At 62.9% G+C, this 16,091-nt stretch carries 18 protein-coding genes; 6 read left to right on the forward strand and 12 right to left on the reverse strand.

Annotation, left to right across the window (positions count from 1 at the left end):
- Window positions 1–5: 5 nt before the first annotated feature.
- The 4 genes from metX to J3P84_RS02100 all read right to left on the reverse strand — a co-directional run bounded on the left by metX (window position 6) and on the right by J3P84_RS02100 (window position 3,525).
- The gene (metX, locus tag J3P84_RS02085; RefSeq protein WP_434627373.1) at window positions 6–1,145 is read right to left on the reverse strand and encodes a homoserine O-succinyltransferase MetX; all 1,140 of its coding nucleotides are present in this window, start codon (window positions 1,143–1,145) and stop codon (window positions 6–8) included.
- Between the two features lie 239 nt (window positions 1,146–1,384).
- The gene (locus J3P84_RS02090; protein WP_434571181.1) at window positions 1,385–1,975 is read right to left on the reverse strand and encodes a YggT family protein; all 591 of its coding nucleotides are present in this window, start codon (window positions 1,973–1,975) and stop codon (window positions 1,385–1,387) included.
- 10 nt (window positions 1,976–1,985) lie between these two features.
- Window positions 1,986–2,804 (reverse strand): pyrroline-5-carboxylate reductase, encoded by an 819-nt coding sequence (proC, locus tag J3P84_RS02095; RefSeq protein WP_434571183.1) that lies wholly within the window; start codon window positions 2,802–2,804, stop codon window positions 1,986–1,988.
- Between the two features lie 28 nt (window positions 2,805–2,832).
- Window positions 2,833–3,525, reverse strand: a complete 693-nt coding sequence (locus J3P84_RS02100) for a YggS family pyridoxal phosphate-dependent enzyme (protein ID WP_434627376.1) — start codon at window positions 3,523–3,525, stop codon at window positions 2,833–2,835.
- A gap of 55 nt (window positions 3,526–3,580) precedes the next feature.
- On the opposite strand from J3P84_RS02100, the gene J3P84_RS02105 reads away from it, so the two are divergent.
- Window positions 3,581–4,615, forward strand: a complete 1,035-nt coding sequence (locus tag J3P84_RS02105) for a type IV pilus twitching motility protein PilT (RefSeq protein ID WP_434571187.1) — start codon at window positions 3,581–3,583, stop codon at window positions 4,613–4,615.
- 152 nt (window positions 4,616–4,767) lie between these two features.
- On the opposite strand, the gene J3P84_RS02110 is transcribed toward J3P84_RS02105, so the two are convergent.
- Window positions 4,768–5,379 (reverse strand): C40 family peptidase, encoded by a 612-nt coding sequence (locus J3P84_RS02110; protein ID WP_305498175.1) that lies wholly within the window; start codon window positions 5,377–5,379, stop codon window positions 4,768–4,770.
- A 249-nt stretch (window positions 5,380–5,628) separates the two neighbouring features.
- Here J3P84_RS02110 and J3P84_RS02115 point away from each other — a divergent pair, with 249 nt between their 5' ends.
- A complete protein-coding gene (locus J3P84_RS02115; RefSeq protein WP_434571190.1) occupies window positions 5,629–6,057 on the forward strand; it encodes an NINE protein in 429 nt (142 codons plus the stop codon).
- Between the two features lie 132 nt (window positions 6,058–6,189).
- Here J3P84_RS02115 and J3P84_RS02120 read toward each other — a convergent pair whose 3' ends face one another.
- From J3P84_RS02120 to gshB, 7 genes are all read right to left on the reverse strand, one after another.
- The gene (locus J3P84_RS02120) at window positions 6,190–7,461 is read right to left on the reverse strand and encodes a dihydroorotase (RefSeq protein ID WP_434627379.1); all 1,272 of its coding nucleotides are present in this window, start codon (window positions 7,459–7,461) and stop codon (window positions 6,190–6,192) included.
- A complete protein-coding gene (locus tag J3P84_RS02125) occupies window positions 7,458–8,462 on the reverse strand; it encodes an aspartate carbamoyltransferase catalytic subunit (protein ID WP_003177495.1) in 1,005 nt (334 codons plus the stop codon). Before J3P84_RS02125 ends, J3P84_RS02120 begins: the two co-directional genes overlap by 4 nt.
- Window positions 8,463–8,486: 24 nt before the next feature.
- Window positions 8,487–8,993, reverse strand: a complete 507-nt coding sequence (gene pyrR / locus J3P84_RS02130; protein WP_434627381.1) for a bifunctional pyr operon transcriptional regulator/uracil phosphoribosyltransferase PyrR — start codon at window positions 8,991–8,993, stop codon at window positions 8,487–8,489.
- Between the two features lie 82 nt (window positions 8,994–9,075).
- A complete protein-coding gene (gene ruvX, locus J3P84_RS02135) occupies window positions 9,076–9,513 on the reverse strand; it encodes a Holliday junction resolvase RuvX (RefSeq protein WP_305498182.1) in 438 nt (145 codons plus the stop codon).
- Window positions 9,513–10,082, reverse strand: a complete 570-nt coding sequence (locus tag J3P84_RS02140) for a YqgE/AlgH family protein (protein WP_305498183.1) — start codon at window positions 10,080–10,082, stop codon at window positions 9,513–9,515. Before J3P84_RS02140 ends, ruvX begins: the two co-directional genes overlap by 1 nt.
- Before the next feature lie 189 nt (window positions 10,083–10,271).
- The gene (locus tag J3P84_RS02145; protein ID WP_434627383.1) at window positions 10,272–11,168 is read right to left on the reverse strand and encodes a TonB family protein; all 897 of its coding nucleotides are present in this window, start codon (window positions 11,166–11,168) and stop codon (window positions 10,272–10,274) included.
- Window positions 11,169–11,244: 76 nt separating this feature from the next.
- On the reverse strand, window positions 11,245–12,198 hold the full coding sequence (gshB, locus tag J3P84_RS02150) for a glutathione synthase (protein ID WP_434627385.1): 954 nt from the start codon (window positions 12,196–12,198) through the stop codon (window positions 11,245–11,247).
- Window positions 12,199–12,422: 224 nt separating this feature from the next.
- Here gshB and J3P84_RS02155 point away from each other — a divergent pair, with 224 nt between their 5' ends.
- The 4 genes from J3P84_RS02155 to J3P84_RS02170 all read left to right on the forward strand — a co-directional run bounded on the left by J3P84_RS02155 (window position 12,423) and on the right by J3P84_RS02170 (window position 16,032).
- Window positions 12,423–12,851, forward strand: coding sequence for a response regulator (locus J3P84_RS02155; RefSeq protein ID WP_434571200.1), 429 nt, complete (start codon window positions 12,423–12,425; stop codon window positions 12,849–12,851).
- A gap of 48 nt (window positions 12,852–12,899) precedes the next feature.
- Window positions 12,900–13,265 carry a twitching motility response regulator PilH gene (gene pilH, locus J3P84_RS02160; protein ID WP_186612056.1) on the forward strand — a complete coding sequence of 122 codons (366 nt, stop codon included), beginning with the start codon at window positions 12,900–12,902 and terminating at the stop codon, window positions 13,263–13,265.
- A gap of 10 nt (window positions 13,266–13,275) precedes the next feature.
- Window positions 13,276–13,815, forward strand: a complete 540-nt coding sequence (locus J3P84_RS02165) for a chemotaxis protein CheW (protein WP_434571202.1) — start codon at window positions 13,276–13,278, stop codon at window positions 13,813–13,815.
- Between the two features lie 156 nt (window positions 13,816–13,971).
- Entirely contained in the window at window positions 13,972–16,032 is a 2,061-nt protein-coding gene (locus tag J3P84_RS02170) for a methyl-accepting chemotaxis protein (RefSeq protein ID WP_305498193.1), read from the forward strand.
- Window positions 16,033–16,091 lie beyond the last annotated feature (59 nt).

The following is a 16,091-nucleotide window of genomic DNA, read 5'->3' on the forward strand; positions in this document are numbered from 1 at the left end:
CGTCCTCACAGCGTAATACGGTTCATGTAGTTGCCGAACGCCTGCAGGTAGCGCGGGATCGGAATCAGAAAGGCGTCGTGGCCCTGGGGCGCGTCGATTTCCAGGTAGCAGACGTCCTTGCGCGCGGCCATCAGCGCGTCAACCAGTTCCCGGGAGCGGGCCGGGGAGAAACGCCAGTCGGTGGTGAACGACATCACGCAGAACCTGGCGGTGGCGTTGGCGAAGGTTTTCGCCAGGTTATCGTCGAAGTTCGCCGCCGGATCGAAGTAGTCTAAAGCCTTGGTCATCAGCAGGTAGGTGTTGGCGTCGAAGCGCCCGGAAAACTCCTCGCCCTGGTAGCGCAGGTAGCTTTCCACCTGGAACTCGACGCTGTGGAAATCGTAGTTGAGCTTCTCGCTCTTGAGCCCACGGCCGAATTTTTCGCCCATGGAATCGTCGGACAGGTAGGTGATGTGACCGACCATCCGCGCCAGCATCAGCCCGCGCTTGGGAATCACGCCGTGCTCCTGGAACGAACCGCCGTGGAATTCGGGGTCGGTGAGGATCGCCTGGCGCGCCACTTCGTTGAACGCGATGTTCTGGGCCGACAGCTTGGGCGCCGAGGCGATCGCCAGGCAGTGGCGCACGCGGTCCGGGTAGGTGATGGTCCATTGCAGCGCCTGCATGCCGCCGAGGCTGCCGCCGATCACCGCCGCCCATTGTGCGATACCGAGGCGGTCGGCCAGGCGTGCCTGGCTGTGGACCCAGTCTTCCACGGTCAGCACCGGGAAATCGGCGCCGAACGGCTTACCGGTGTCCGGGTTGATGCTGCTGGGACCGGTGGAGCCGTTGCAACCACCGAGGTTGTTCAGGCTGACCACGAAGAACTTGTTCGTGTCGATGGGCTTGCCGGGGCCGATGCAACTGTCCCACCAGCCAGGCTTGCGATCGTCGACGCTGTGGTAGCCGGCGGCGTGGTGATGCCCCGACAGGGCGTGGCAGATCAGCACGGCATTGCTCGCCGTGGCATTGAGGGTGCCATAGGTTTCGTAGATCAGGTCATAGGCTGGCAACGAACGACCGCAGGCCAGGGCCAGGGGCTCGCTGAAATGCGCCATTTGCGGCGTCACCAGACCAACGGAATCGGGGGGAAAGGCAGCTGGCATCGACCCTGCTCTCGTTGAAATGAGGCGTAAGTCTAAAGACCGCTGGGGTTAGCGGCAAGCAAAGGGCGGGGTTGATTACCGCCGATTAATCCCGTGGCGAGGGAGCTTGCTCCCGCTGGGGCGCGAAGCGGCCCTGAAACCTGCTGCCCGGGACTGTCTGGCAGACGGTGGCGCCTGGTTTGGGGCTGCTTCACGCAGCCCAGCGGGAGCAAGCTCCCTCGCCACGGTTGCGGTGCAAGTCAGATCAACACCCGCAAGATCTCCGGCATCATGGTCATCGCCGCCAGGTTGTTGATCACCAGCATGTCGATCAGCTTGATCACCATGAACGCCAGGATCGGCGAGATATCCAGGCCGCCGAGGTTCGGCACGATGCGGCGGAACGGCGCCAGGGCCGGCTCGCAGATCTGGTTCACCAGCTCGGCGCCCGGGTTGTGGCTGCCCGGCGCGACCCAGGACAGGATCACACTGATGATCATGGCAAAGAAGAAGATGTTCAAAAACAGCGCGGCGACGCCAATGAGCGACCAGATCAGCAATTGCAGCGGGTTGCCGGTGGTGCCGTAGGTCAGCAGCAGAGTCAGGGCCATCAGCGCCAGTTGCACGAGGATCGCCAGCACCAGCGACGACATGTCCAGGCCGAACAGGCTCGGGATGATCCGGCGCAGGGGCTTGAGCAGCGGTTGGGTCGCCTTGACGACGAACTGGCACAGCGGGTTGTAGAAGTTGGCGCGCACCAGTTGCAGCACGAAGCGCATCAGCACGATCAGCAGGTACAGGCTGCCGAGGGTTTGCAGGACGTAGACCGCTGCAGTGTTCAATCCAATCATGAATGGCTCCTTATTGGCCCAGTTGTTCGGCCATCTCGGCCGAGCGGTGCGCGGCGGCGCCGAGTGCTTTTTCCACCAGGGCTTCGAAGCCCCCGGCCTGGAATGATTTGATGGCCGCTTCGGTGGTGCCGGCCGGCGAGGTCACGCGGCGGCGCAATTCCGCTGCATCGACATCGCTGGACACCGCCATGTGAGCGGCGCCGAGAGCAGTCTGCAAGGTCAGTTGGGCAGCGATCTCGCGGCTCAGACCGAGTTTTTCTCCGGCGGCGGTCATGGCTTCGATCAGCAGGAAAAAATACGCCGGGCCCGAGCCGGAGACAGCGGTGACCGCGTCCAGTTGCTGCTCGGTGTCCAGCCACAGCGCCAGGCCCACGGCTGACAGCAACTGTTCAGCCTGCTGGCGTTGTTCGGCGCTCACCTGTGCGGTGGCGAACAGGCCGCTGACGCCCTGGCGCAGCAGTGCCGGGGTGTTGGGCATGCAGCGCACGATCGGCTGGGCGCCGAGCCAGTTATTCATGCTGGCGCAGGTAATGCCGGCGGCGATCGACACCACCAATTGATGAGGCTTGAGGTGCGGCCGAAGTGCCTCGCACACGGACTTCATTGCTTGCGGCTTGACGGCCAGCACGATGACGTCCACACCCTCGATGGCCTGGGCGTTGTCGGCGAAGGTTTCGACGCCGTGCTCGGCGCTCACCCGCTTGCGGGTCTCTTCACCCGGATCGCTGGCGCGGATCATGGATGCGTCCAGGCCCTTGGCCCGCAGGCCGCCGATCAGGCTGGCGGCCATGTTGCCGGCGCCGATGAAGGCAATACGCGTGTTACTCATGACAGGTCCTTATAAAGAGATAAGTGAGTCAGATGGGCGCTTGGCCGTAGTCACGCGCCCCAAACAGCGCTGTGCCGATGCGCACCCAGGTGGCGCCTTGGGCAATGGCGGATTCAAGGTCATGGCTCATGCCCATGGACAACGTGTCCAGCGGCAGGTCCAGGCTGGCTTGCAGCTGTTGAACCTTGGCGAAAGCTGCATCCTGTTCGGCGCGATCGTCGGTTGGTTCGGGAATCGCCATCAACCCACGCAACTTGAGATGAGGCAGCGTGCTGATGGCATTGGCGAGGGCGGGCAGGTCCGCTGGCGTGCAGCCGGACTTGCTGGCTTCACCGCTGACGTTGACCTGGATGCAGATGTTCAGCGGCGGCAGGTCGGCCGGGCGCTGCTCGGACAGGCGTTGGGCAATTTTCAGGCGATCCACGGAGTGCACCCAGTCGAAATGTTCGGCGATAGCACGCGTCTTGTTCGATTGAATGGGGCCGATGAAGTGCCAGATCAAGGGCAGGTCTGTCAGTTCGGCCTGCTTGCCCAGCGCTTCCTGCAGGTAGTTCTCGCCGAAATCCCGCAGGCCTGCGGCATGGGCTTCGCGCAGGGCCTGGGCCGGCTTGGTCTTGCTCACCGCCAGCAGCTGGACGCTGTGTCCTGGGCGCTGGGCGGCCTGCTCCGCGGCATGGATGCGCGATCTAACCTGAGCAATGTTGTCTGCTATGGTGGTCATAAAGAGAGGCCAGCGGTCTGAGGTTCGCGGCATTCTACTGGAATTGAGGAGCGCTATGGATATCACTGAATTGCTGGCGTTCAGCGCCAAACAGGGGGCGTCGGACCTGCACCTGTCCGCCGGGCTGCCGCCGATGATCCGCGTGGACGGCGATGTACGGCGGATCAACCTGCCGGCGCTGGACCACAAGCAGGTTCATGAACTGATCTACGACATCATGAACGACCGCCAACGAGTGGATTACGAGAAGTTTCTGGAAACCGATTTTTCCTTCGATGTACCCGGCGTGGCGCGATTTCGGGTCAATGCCTTCAACCAGAATCGGGGCGCGGGAGCAGTGTTCCGGACTATTCCCTCAAAAGTCCTGACCATGGAAGACCTGGGGATGGGCGAGGTGTTTCGCAAGATCACCGAGGTTCCTCGCGGGCTGGTGTTGGTAACCGGGCCGACCGGCTCGGGCAAGTCGACCACCCTGGCGGCCATGATCGACTATCTGAACAGCCACAAGCACCATCACATCCTCACCATCGAAGACCCCATCGAATTCGTGCATGAACCGCGCAAGTGTCTGATCAACCAGCGTGAGGTTCATCGCGATACCCAGGGTTTCTCCACGGCGCTGCGTTCGGCCCTGCGGGAGGACCCGGACGTGATCCTGGTGGGGGAGATGCGCGACCTGGAGACCATCCGGCTGGCGCTGACCGCCGCCGAAACCGGGCACTTGGTGTTTGGCACCCTGCACACCACGTCGGCGGCCAAGACCATTGACCGGGTAGTGGACGTGTTTCCTGGCGACGAGAAGTCGATGGTCCGCTCGATGCTGTCGGAGTCGCTTCAGGCGGTGATTTCCCAGACGCTGGTCAAGAAGATTGGCGGCGGCCGCATCGCGGCGCACGAAATCATGCTGGGCACTTCGGCGATCCGCAACCTGATCCGCGAAGACAAGATCGCGCAGATGTATTCATCGATCCAGACCGGCGGCTCGCTGGGGATGCAGACGCTGGATATGTGCCTGAAGGATCTGGTGAGCAAGGGCCTGATCAGCCGCGAGCACGCGCGAGAGCGGGCGCGTACGCCGGATAATTTCTAAACAGGGATGTGCCGCTTCTGTGGCGAGGGAGCTTGCTCCCGCTGGGCCGCGAAGCGGACCCAAAATGATTGGACCCCACACAAATCATCGGTCTGTTTGGGGCGGCTGCGCCACCCAGCGGGAGCAAGCTCCCTCGCCACAAAGGTCGGTGATCAACGTTGAACGACCCGCATCGCCCCCGGCTCTTTCGGCAGCACGCGCTTGGCAACCACGTAATGGGTGTTCCAGTACGGCTTGTTCAGGGTGTCGATGGTCACCGACTTGCCTCGGCGCGGGGCGTGGATGAAGCGGTCGTTGCCCAGGTAGATGGCTACGTGGTTGACCCGACGGCTCTTGAGCTTGAAGAAAATCAGGTCGCCGGGCTTGAGGTCCTTGCGCTCGACTTTCTCGCCATGGCCGGCAGCCATCGCATTGGAGGTACGCGGCAGGTCGAACGTGGCGTCATTGAACGCGTATTTCACCAGACCACTGCAATCGAAACCTTTACTTGGGCTGCTGCCGCCCCAACGGTAAGGTGTGCCCAGTACATTCACGGCGCGGCTCAGCACATTGCTGGTGGTCTTGGTCGCCATGGGTGGCACCAGCCGACTGTGAGCGTTACTCACACGCTGGACGCTTTGCCTGTTTTTGCTCGATGGAGCAGAAACGTGGGATTTGGGCGTATAGCCGTTGATGTTCGGAAGACGTTGCTCACGATTGGTGGCGTGGGCGGCCAGTGGCAATAATAGGCAAATGGTCAGCCATGTCTTGAAAAATGGACGCATTAGGCAGGGCTCATAAAGGTTAGCGCGCAACTTTATAACAGCTTTTTTCGCCTTTCCGAGGCCGTTTGTCGATCCGGAACCCAGCGTGAACGCCACATAATTGCGACAATTTGACCCGATTGTCCGACAGGGTCCCCGTAATCCGGGCGTTTCCCCGACGCGAGTCGCTCATGACCGCTTGTCGGCGAGACATGTAAAAGTCACAAAAGATCCGAACAAATTTTTCTATCGAGGCAAAAGAGGCCATTCATGAACAGCTATCAACAGGGCGCAATTCGCGATACCCACAGCAAAGTCATCGGGTATCTGTTGTGGATCCTCGGTTTTACCGGCGCTCACCGTTTCTATTACGGCAAGCCGGTCACCGGCACGATCTGGTTCTTCACCTTCGGGCTGCTGGGTATCGGTTGGTTGATCGACCTGTTCCTGATTCCGGCCATGGACCGCGAAGCCGACCTGCGCTTCACCCCGGGGCCGATCGAGTACAGCGTCGCGTGGATTCTGCTGACGTTTCTCGGCGTGTTGGGCGTGCACCGCATGTACCAAGGGAAGTGGCTCAGCGGGATCATCTACCTGCTGACTGGCGGGGTGTTTTTTCTGGGGGTGCTGTATGACTTCTGGACGCTGAACGATCAGGTGTCGATTCGTAATGCGCAGAAGCGTGGGGCTTTCCAGTAAGACAGTCAGATCGAGGTGCCTGCATTCGCGAGCAGGCTCGCTCCCACATTGGATCGAGGTGTTCACAGGTCATGTGTTCACTGAAGATCCCTGTGGGAGCGAGCCTGGTCGCGAAAAGGGCGACGCGGTTTGTCAGGCCTGGTGGGTAATCCGCCCATCCATCAAGGTGTAGCGCACCACGCCCGGCAAGCTGTGGCCGAGGAATGGGCAGTTGTCACCCTTGGAACGCCAGGCTTCGCCGGCCACGGTGGAGGCGGCCGGGTCGAACAGCACCAGGTCCGCCGGCGCGCCCACCGCCAGTTTCCCGGCTGGCAGCTGCAGCGCCTGGGCCGGGCCAGCGCTCAGGCGTGCGAGCAGAGTCGGCAGTTCCAGCAAACCGTCTTCCACCAGCGTCAAGGCCAGCGGCAGCAGCAGTTCAACGCTACTGATGCCCGGCTCGGTGGCGCCGAACGGTGCCAGCTTGGCATCGCGCTCGTGGGGTTGGTGATGGCTGGAAATGGCCGAGATCACCCCGGACTGCACGGCCTCGCGCAAGCCGTCGCGGTCGGCGCGGGTGCGCAGCGGCGGCTGGACGTGATAGACGCTGTTGAAATCGATCAGCGCTTCGTCGGTCAGGATCAGCTGATACAGCGCCACATCGGCGGTCACCGGCAAGCCTCGGGCCTGGGCCTGGGCGATCAGCGCGGCGCCACGGGCACTGGTCAGCTGGCTGAAGTGCGCGCGGACGCCGCTCTGCTCAACCAACAGCAGGTCCCGGGCCAGGGCCACGGTCTCCGCGGTCTCCGGGATGCCCGGCAAGCCGAGGAAACTGGCGGTCGGGCCTTCATGGGCCAGGCCACCTTCAGCCAGGTCGTGGTCCTGGGAGTTGAAGATCACCGTCAGGCCGAAAGTCGCCGCGTATTCGAGGGCGCGGCACAGGGTCCGGGTATTGCGGAAACTGTTGAGGCCGTTGCCGAACGCCACGCAACCGGCGTCACGCAAGGCGATGAGTTCGGCCAGTTGTTCGCCTTCCAGGCCTTTGCTCAGTGCGCCAATCGGGAAGACCTTGGTATTGCCGGCCTCGCGGGCGCGGTCGAGGATCAGTTCGGCCACGGCCGAGGTGTCCAGCACCGGCTTGGTCTGCGGCGGGCAGCACAGGCTGGTCACGCCACCGGCGGCGGCGGCGCGGGTTTCGCTGACGATGCTGCCTTTGCGGCTGTAGCCCGGCTCGCGCAGGGCGACGTTCAGGTCCACCAGGCCGGGCGCGGCCACCAGGCCTTGGGCGTCGAGGACCTCGGCCGCCACGAAGCCTGTCGGCGCGGCGCCGAGGGCGACGATCTTGCAGGCATCGATATGAATGTCAGTCACTTGATCCAGGCCGCTGGCCGGATCGATCACGCGTGCGCCGAGAATGCTGAGCTTCACTGGGCGTTCTCCTGGTCGAATTGGCGCTGGGCCGTTTGCCCGCTCATGGCCATGGACAGCACGGCCATGCGGATGGCGATGCCGTAGGTCACCTGGTTGAGGATCACCGAGTGCGGCCCGTCGGCCACCGCCGACTCGATCTCCACGCCGCGATTGATCGGCCCCGGGTGCATGACGATGGCGTCCGGCTTGGCGCCGGCCAGGCGCGCGGTGGTCAGGCCGAACAGGCGGTAGAACTCGCCCTCGCTGGGCAACAGGCCGCCAGTCATGCGCTCGCGTTGCAGGCGCAGCATGATCACCACGTCCACATCCTTCAGGCCTTCGGTCATGTCGGTGTAGACCTTCACGCCGTATTGCTCGACGCCGATGGGCAGCAGGGTTTTCGGCGCGATCACGCGGATGTCCGGACAGCCGAGGGTCTTGAGCGCGAGCATGTTCGAGCGGGCCACCCGCGAGTGCAGGATGTCGCCGACGATGGCCACCGACAGGTTCTCGAAGCTGCCCTTGTGCCGACGGATGGTCAGCATGTCCAGCATGCCCTGGGTCGGATGAGCGTGACGGCCGTCGCCACCGTTGATGATCGCCACTTGCGGGCACACGTGCTCGGCAATGAAATGCGCCGCGCCGGAGTCGCCGTGGCGCACGACGAACATGTCGGCGGCCATGGCTTCGAGGTTGCGCAGCGTGTCGAGCAGGGTTTCGCCCTTGCTCGCCGAGGATGTCGACACGTTCAGGGTGATCACGTCCGCCGACAGCCGCTGGGCCGCCAGTTCGAAGGTGGTGCGGGTGCGGGTGGAGTTTTCGAAGAACACGTTGCACACGGTCTTGCCGCGCAGCAACGGGACTTTTTTCACCGCCCGGGCGCCGACTTCGAGGAAAGAGTCGGCGGTGTCGAGGATTTCTGTCAGCAGCTCGCGGCGCAGGCCGTCGAGGGACAGGAAGTGCCGCAGCTGGCCCTGATCGTTGAGCTGCAGCGGGCGCTTGGTTTCGAGAGGCGTCATCGCGATGGACTCTGGCAAGGGCAGTTAAAGGGCGAGGTCTTGCAGTTCGAGTTGCAGCGGCGTCGGGCCGGAAAGCTTGACCCGTTCATGGGCCGCCAGCGCCAGCGTCGCGCCGACCACGTTAGGGCGGATCGGCAGTTCGGCGGCGTCCAGGTCGAGCAGGCAGACCAGCGTAACGCTGGCCGGGCGACCGTAGTCGAACAACTCATTCATGGCGGCGCGGATGGTCCGCCCGCTCATCAGCACGTCGTCGATCAGCACCAGGTGCTGGCCTTCGATCTCGAACGGCAGCGCCGAAGGGCGTACTTGCGGGTGCAGGCCGTTCTGGCTGAAGTCGTCGCGGTAGAAGGACACGTCCAGGGTGCCCAGCGGCGAGTCGCTGCCCAGTTCATCGAGCAAGGCCTGGGCAACCCAGACGCCGCCGGTGCGAATGCCGATGTAGCGCGGTTCGCTGATGCCACGTTGTTCCAGGTGCGCCGTGAGACGGATCGCCATCTGGCTGATCAGTTCGGCAGGATTGGGCAGGCTCATGCTGGCTCCTTCAGGTTTGCGGGTCGGTGCTCATGACTCGGCTTGTCGCTAGAAGAAAGCGCCTTGGCGGCGCTTTCAAAAATCAGGTTTCGAACAGGGCGGCGTTGGCATCAAGCCAACCTTGCAGCAGCAGGGCGGCGGCGATGGCGTCTACCGGATTGTCGCGGTAACTGCCTTTCTGCCCGCCGCGCATCAGCCGCTCGCCCTTGGCCTCGAAGGTGGTCAGGCGCTCGTCATGGGTATAGAAGGGCAGGTTAAAGCGGCCATTGAGCCGGCGAGCGAATTTTTCCGCACGCAGGCACATGTCGCTGGGCGTGCCGTCCATGTTCAATGGCAGGCCGACCACCACGGCGTCGGGTTTCCATTCCTTGATCAGCGCTTCGACCTGGTTCCAGTCCGGAACGCCGTTCTGCGCTTTTAATGTGCACAGCTCGCGGGCCTGGCCGGTAATGACCTGGCCGACCGCGACGCCGATCTGTTTGGTGCCGTAATCAAAGCCCAGCAGCAGGCGCAGGGCCATCAGGCGTGTCCCGCCTGGCTGGTAAGCAGGCCCAGGTTCACGCCCAATCGGCTGGCCGCCGCTTCCAGGCGCAACTCGCTGCTGGTGTTGAACAGGATGTCGGCATCGAACGGGCACGTCAGCCAGGCGTTGTCGGCCAGCTCGGCTTCCAGCTGTCCGGGTTCCCAACCGGCATAGCCCAGGGCGATCAGGCTTTTTTCCGGACCGACGCCGTCGGCGATGGCAAACAGCACGTCCTGGGAAGTGGACAGCGACACGCCGTTCAGATCAACGGTGGCCTGGAATTTGGGACCCGACGGATGGAGTACGAAACCGCGATCGGTCTGCACCGGCCCGCCGATGAAAATCGGCACATGCTGGCACAGGAGTGGCGGCTCGACCTCGGGACGCAGCTGCTCAAGGATATCCGCCAGGTTCAGCTCCTGCGGGCGGTTTACCACCAATCCCATGGCCCCATTGGCCGTGTGCTCGACGATGTAGGTCAAGGTATGGGCAAAGTTCGGATCGGCCATGTGCGGCATGGCAATCAGGAAGTGATGCTTGAGGTAGGTGGGGCTGACGTTTTTCATAGGCGCTAGTGTGGCGGCGCATGGCCGAACTGACAAGCCGGGGATGTGCTGCAAATGGTCCGGCGCACGCAAATTCCCTTGTGGGAGCGAGCCTGCTCGCGATGCGGTGTACCGGTCGCCATCCATGCCGAGTGACCAATGGCTTCGCGAGCAGGCTCGCTCCCACAGGGTATTGTTACTGGCTGAAGATCAGTTACTGGACAGCCGATCACCCCGGGCAAATTTCCAGGTGCGGATGATTTCCAGGCGGTCGATGTCCGACAGGTCCCCGGTGAACGGCGCGAACGGCGCGGCCAGGCGCACGATCCGCTGGGCGGCCTGGTCCAGCAGCGGCTGGCCGGAGGACTCAAGCACCAGCACTTCATACAGCGAGCCGTCACGATTGATCGAAACCATCAGCCGCAAATTGCCGTAGATCTGTTTGCGCCGGGCTTCCTCGGGGTAGTTCAGGTTGCCGATACGCTCGACCTTCTTGCGCCATTCGTCCTTGTACCAGGCGCCCTTGTCGCGCATGGTCGACGCGGCGCTCAGGCGGTGGATGCGCGGGCGCTTGGCGTACAACTGCTGTTCCTGGGCCAGTTCGGCCTCCAGGCTGGCGATGTCGCTGGACAGCTGGGAGCTGTCGAAGGTCGGTTCCGGCGCCTTGGGCTTGGGATCGGGCTTGACCTCTTCCTTGACCGGGGCCTTTTTCGGCTTCGGCGCGGTAGTGGTCACGGCGGCCTTGGGCGCGGCTTCCTGAACTTCCGGCTTGGCGGCCGGCGGTGGGGTGATCTTCTGGACCTTGTTGTCCTGGAACGGCGCGATTTCGGTCGTCTTGGGAATCGCTTTCTTTTCCAGGGTGCCGCTGCCCTGCTGGTTTTCCTGAGCAAGGAAATCGGCCTTCTGAGGCTTGGTTTCGCTCTTGAAGGTCGCCAGGGTGATCTCCAGGGTCTGGCTGATCTGCTTGGGTTCGACCGTGGCAAACCCGACGCCCAGCAGCACCGCCAGGTGGATCAGTGCCGCCAGGAACAGCGTAAAACCGAGGCGATCAGCCGGGCGCACGCCACGATGGGCGAGCTCTTGGGGCAGATCGGACGGGAGTGTCATGACAAGGAAACCAGCATCACGTTTTTTCAGGCCGGGCATGATAACGCAATGTGGGTTTCCTTCATCAGGATCTGGATCAACGCGCCTTGAGCTTCTGATCGATGGCATCCATCAGCATCCCGCCGATGTCGGTGCCAAAGGCATTGTCGATCTCGCGGATGCAGGTCGGGCTGGTGACGTTGATCTCCGTCAGGTGCTCGCCGATCACGTCCAGGCCGACGAACAGCAGGCCTTTCTCGCGTAGCGTCGGGCCGACCTGGGCGGCGATCCAGCGGTCCTTGTCGGTCAGCGGGCGGGCTTCGCCACGGCCGCCAGCCGCCAGGTTGCCACGGGTTTCACCGGCCGCCGGGATGCGCGCCAGGCAATAGTCCACCGGCTCGCCGTCGATCATCAGGATGCGCTTGTCGCCGTCGACGATGGCCGGCAGGTAACCCTGGATCATGATCTGTTGCTTGCCATGCAAGGTCAGGGTTTCGAGGATCACCGACAGGTTCGGATGGCCGGCGGTGTGACGGAAGATCGACGAGCCGCCCATGCCGTCCAGCGGCTTGAGGATCACGTCGCCGTGGTGATCGGCGAATTCGCGCAGCACGTCCGGACGACGGCTGACGATGGTGGGCGGCGTGCACTGCGGGAACAGCGTGGCGAACAGCTTCTCGTTGCAGTCGCGCAGGCTCTGCGGCTTGTTGACCACCAGCACACCGGCGCTTTCGGCCTGCTCCAGCAGGTAGGTGGAGTAAACGAACTCCATGTCGAACGGCGGATCCTTGCGCATCAGGATCACGTCCAGGTCGCTCAGCAGCGCGTCGCTTTCCGCGCCCAGTTCGAACCACTTCTCAGGGTTGGCGAAGACCTTCAGCGGCTTCATTCGCGCGCGCGCCTGGCCCTCGGCCTGGTAAAGGTCGCGCTGTTCCATGTAGAACAGCTCCCAGCCGCGCTTCTGAGCGGCCAGCAGCATGGCCAGCGAGCTATCCTTCTTATAGGAAATGCTGGCGATTGGGTCCATGACAATGCCGACGCGTACGCTCATGGCTTGGTTCCTCGAAAATGGGGTGGGCACGAATGGCTTGAAAAAGTGGCGTCAGAGTGGCGCCCCGAAGTTTGGCGGTCAAGGAAAAACCGCCGTGCCGAGCGGCTGATAGATCGGCGATGGAGACTGTGCTAAAAAGGCTGCCATGTGACGTGCGGGCCTTGAACATCAAGGGTTTGCGCTGTCGATCACACTTACGCGTTAAAAACCGGTTTGCAGTGGCAATGGCAGAGCATCTCACGCAGCAGCAACCCAGCGCCTTGAAGGTCATGGTCATCGACGACTCGAAGACCATCCGCCGCACCGCCGAGACCTTGCTGCGCAACGTTGGCTGCGAGGTCATCACGGCGGTCGATGGTTTCGACGCCATGGCCAAGATCGTCGACCACCATCCGGGCATCATCTTTGTCGACATCATGATGCCGCGCCTGGACGGTTACCAGACCTGTGCCCTGATCAAGAACAACAGCGCCTTCAAGGCGACGCCGGTGATCATGCTGTCGTCCCGCGACGGTCTGTTCGACAAGGCCAAGGGGCGCATCGTCGGCTCCGATCAGTTTCTGACCAAGCCTTTCAGCAAGGAAGAATTGCTGGGCGCGATACAGGCCCATGTCCCGGGTTTTGCCGCTGTCCAGCCGCACCAGGCACATTAATGACGCTCGGCCTTCGGCCTGGGGTCTACAGAAGAAATGGGGAACACCATGGCACGAGTTCTGATCGTCGATGATTCGCCGACTGAAATGTACAAATTGACCGGCATGCTGGAAAAGCACGGCCATCAGGTCTTGAAAGCCGAGAATGGCGCCGACGGCGTGGCCCTGGCCCGCCAGGAAAAGCCCGACGCGGTGCTGATGGACATCGTCATGCCCGGCCTCAATGGGTTCCAGGCCACGCGCCAGCTGACCAAGGACCCGGACACGGGGCATATCCCGGTCATCATCATCACCACCAAGGACCAGGAAACCGACAAGGTCTGGGGGACCCGCCAAGGGGCGAAGGACTACCTGACCAAACCGGTGGACGAAGAAACCCTGATCGCGACCTTGAACAAAGTACTGGCGGGTTGAACGCGCGGCCATGAGCCACTCCCTGACCGCATTCGAACTGTTGCTTCAGATCGATCGGCGCTGTCGGCTGCTGGGCGCGGACCTGCCGTCCCAGCCAACCCATCGCGACAGTTGGAGCGGGATCGGCTTTCGCCTCGGCGAGCATTGGTACGTGGCGCCCATGGGCGAGGTCAGCGAAGTGCTGCACGAGCCGCGCTACACGTCGTTGCCCGGGGTCAAGCCATGGGTTCGCGGAGTGGCTAACCTGCGCGGACGTTTATTGCCGCTGATGGACCTGTGCGGTTTTTTCGGTCATGAGCTGTCCAGTGTGCGCAAGCAGCGGCGGGTGCTGGTGGTCGATAACGAAGAAGTCTTCGCCGGCTTGCTGGTGGACGAAGTCCTCGGGCTGCAGCATTTCGCCCAGGGCAGCCTGGAACCGGTTTTGCCTGGCTACCTCGATGGCCCGGAATCGGCCTTCGTCCAGGGCCGTTTTCCTGGCGATCGGCAGTGGCAGGTGTTCAGCCCTTTTGCCGTGACGCGTTCGCCAGGGTTCATGAATGTGGCGGTTTAACAGGCCGCAGCGCGGCCTCTGTGGGAGCGAGCCTGCTCGCGAAAGCGATGGATCAGCTGCATCGATGCTGGCTGTTCCATCGCTATTCGCGAGCAGGCTCGCTCCCACAGGAGGGCTGTGGTGAGAGGCCGGATTGAGCAGGACAGGCGAGTACCGATGATCAAAGCAAAAACAGGCAAGCCTCTGGAAGCGTCGCGCAGTCGGTCGCAGATCATCGTGCTGTTCGTCGCGCTGATTGTCTTCATCATGCTGTTGTTCGCCAACTTCGCGTACCTCAACACCCAGTCCACCTATGACAAACAGTACATCGGCCACGCCGGTGAGCTGCGGGTGCTGTCCCAGCGCATTGCCAAGAACGCCACCGAAGCCGCGGCCGGCAAGGCCGCCGCGTTCAAGTTGCTGAGTGATGCGCGCAACGATTTCGCCCAGCGCTGGGGATACCTGAAGCAGGGTGACCCGGTGACCGGCCTGCCCCCGGCGCCCGCCACCCTGCGCCCGCAGATGCGCGCGGTACAGCTGGACTGGGAGCGCCTGCTGAAGAACACCGATGCGATTCTTTCCAGCGAGCAGACCGTCCTGTCGCTGCACCAGGTGGCGGCAACCCTCGCCGAAACCGTGCCGCAACTGCAGGTCGAATACGAAAAAGTTGTCGAAATCCTCTTGCAGCGAGGCGCCCCGGCCTCACAGGTGGCCATGGCCCAGCGCCAGTCACTGCTGGCCGAGCGTATTCTCGGCGCGGTGAATACCGTATTGGCCGGCGATGAGAACGCCAGCCAGGCTGCCGACACCTTCGGCCGTGACGCCGCGCGTTTTGGCCAGGTGCTCAATGGCATGCTGCAAGGCGACCCGACCTTGAAGATCCCCCAGGTCCAGGATCGTGACGCCCGGGCGCGCCTGACGGAAATCAGCGAGCTGTTCGAATTTGTCTCGGGCTCGGTGGACGAAATCCTCGAGACCTCACCGGAGCTGTTCAAGGTCCGCGAGTCGGCGGGCAACATCTTCAACCTGTCGCAGACCCTGCTCGACGAAGCCTCTCACCTGGCCACAGCTTTCGAGAACCTGGCCGGCGGCCGTTCCGTCAACAGCATCGGCGGGTATGTGCTGGGCCTGCTGGCACTGATGTCGATCATCCTCATCGGCCTGGTGATGGTGCGTGAAACCAACCGCCAATTGCGCGAAACCGCGGAAAAGAACGAGCGCAACCAGAACGCGATCATGCGCCTGCTGGATGAAATCGAAGACCTGGCCGATGGCGACCTGACCGTTACCGCCTCGGTCACCGAGGACTTCACCGGGACCATCGCCGATTCCATCAACTATTCGGTGGACCAATTGCGCGATCTGGTGGCGACCATCAACCTCACGGCCGGCCAGGTGGCCGCCGCCGTGCAGGAAACCCAGGCCACGGCGATGCACCTGGCCCAGGCGTCGGAACACCAGGCCCAGCAAATTTCCGAAGCTTCGACTTCAATCAATGAAATGGCCCAGTCCATCGACCAGGTATCAGCTAATGCGGCCGAGTCGTCGGCGGTGGCCGAGCGCTCCGTGGAAATCGCCAACAAGGGCAACGAGGTGGTGCACAACACCATTCATGGCATGGACAACATTCGCGAGCAGATCCAGGACACCGCCAAGCGCATCAAGCGCCTCGGTGAGTCGTCACAGGAAATCGGCGACATTGTCAGCCTGATCGATGACATCGCCGACCAGACCAACATCCTGGCGCTCAACGCGGCGATCCAGGCGTCCATGGCGGGCGATGCCGGTCGGGGTTTTGCGGTGGTGGCCGACGAAGTGCAGCGCTTGGCCGAGCGCTCCTCGGCGGCCACCCGGCAGATCGAGACGCTGGTGCGGGCGATCCAGGCCGACACCAACGAAGCGGTGATCTCCATGGAGCAGACCACCACCGAGGTGGTGCGCGGCGCCCGACTGGCCCAGGATGCCGGCGTCGCCCTGGAGGAAATCGAGGGCGTTTCCAAGACCCTGGCGGCGCTGATCCAGAGCATCTCCAACGCGGCGCAGCAACAGACCACCTCGGCGGGACAGATTTCGCTGACCATGAACGTGATCCAGCAGATCACCAGCCAGACCTCGTCCGGCTCAACCGCCACGGCCGAGAGCATCGGCAACCTGGCGAAAATGGCCAGCCAGCTGCGCCGCTCGGTGTCCGGGTTCACCTTGCCCGCGGCACCTGTGGCGGATGAGGATAAGGTGTGACTGGGCTGCACTTTCCTGGCTATGGAGATCGTCTGTGGCGAGGGGATTTATCCCCGCTG

The sequence above is a fragment of the Pseudomonas sp. Z1-29 genome (genome assembly GCF_051131995.1).
Lineage (GTDB): Bacteria > Pseudomonadota > Gammaproteobacteria > Pseudomonadales > Pseudomonadaceae > Aquipseudomonas.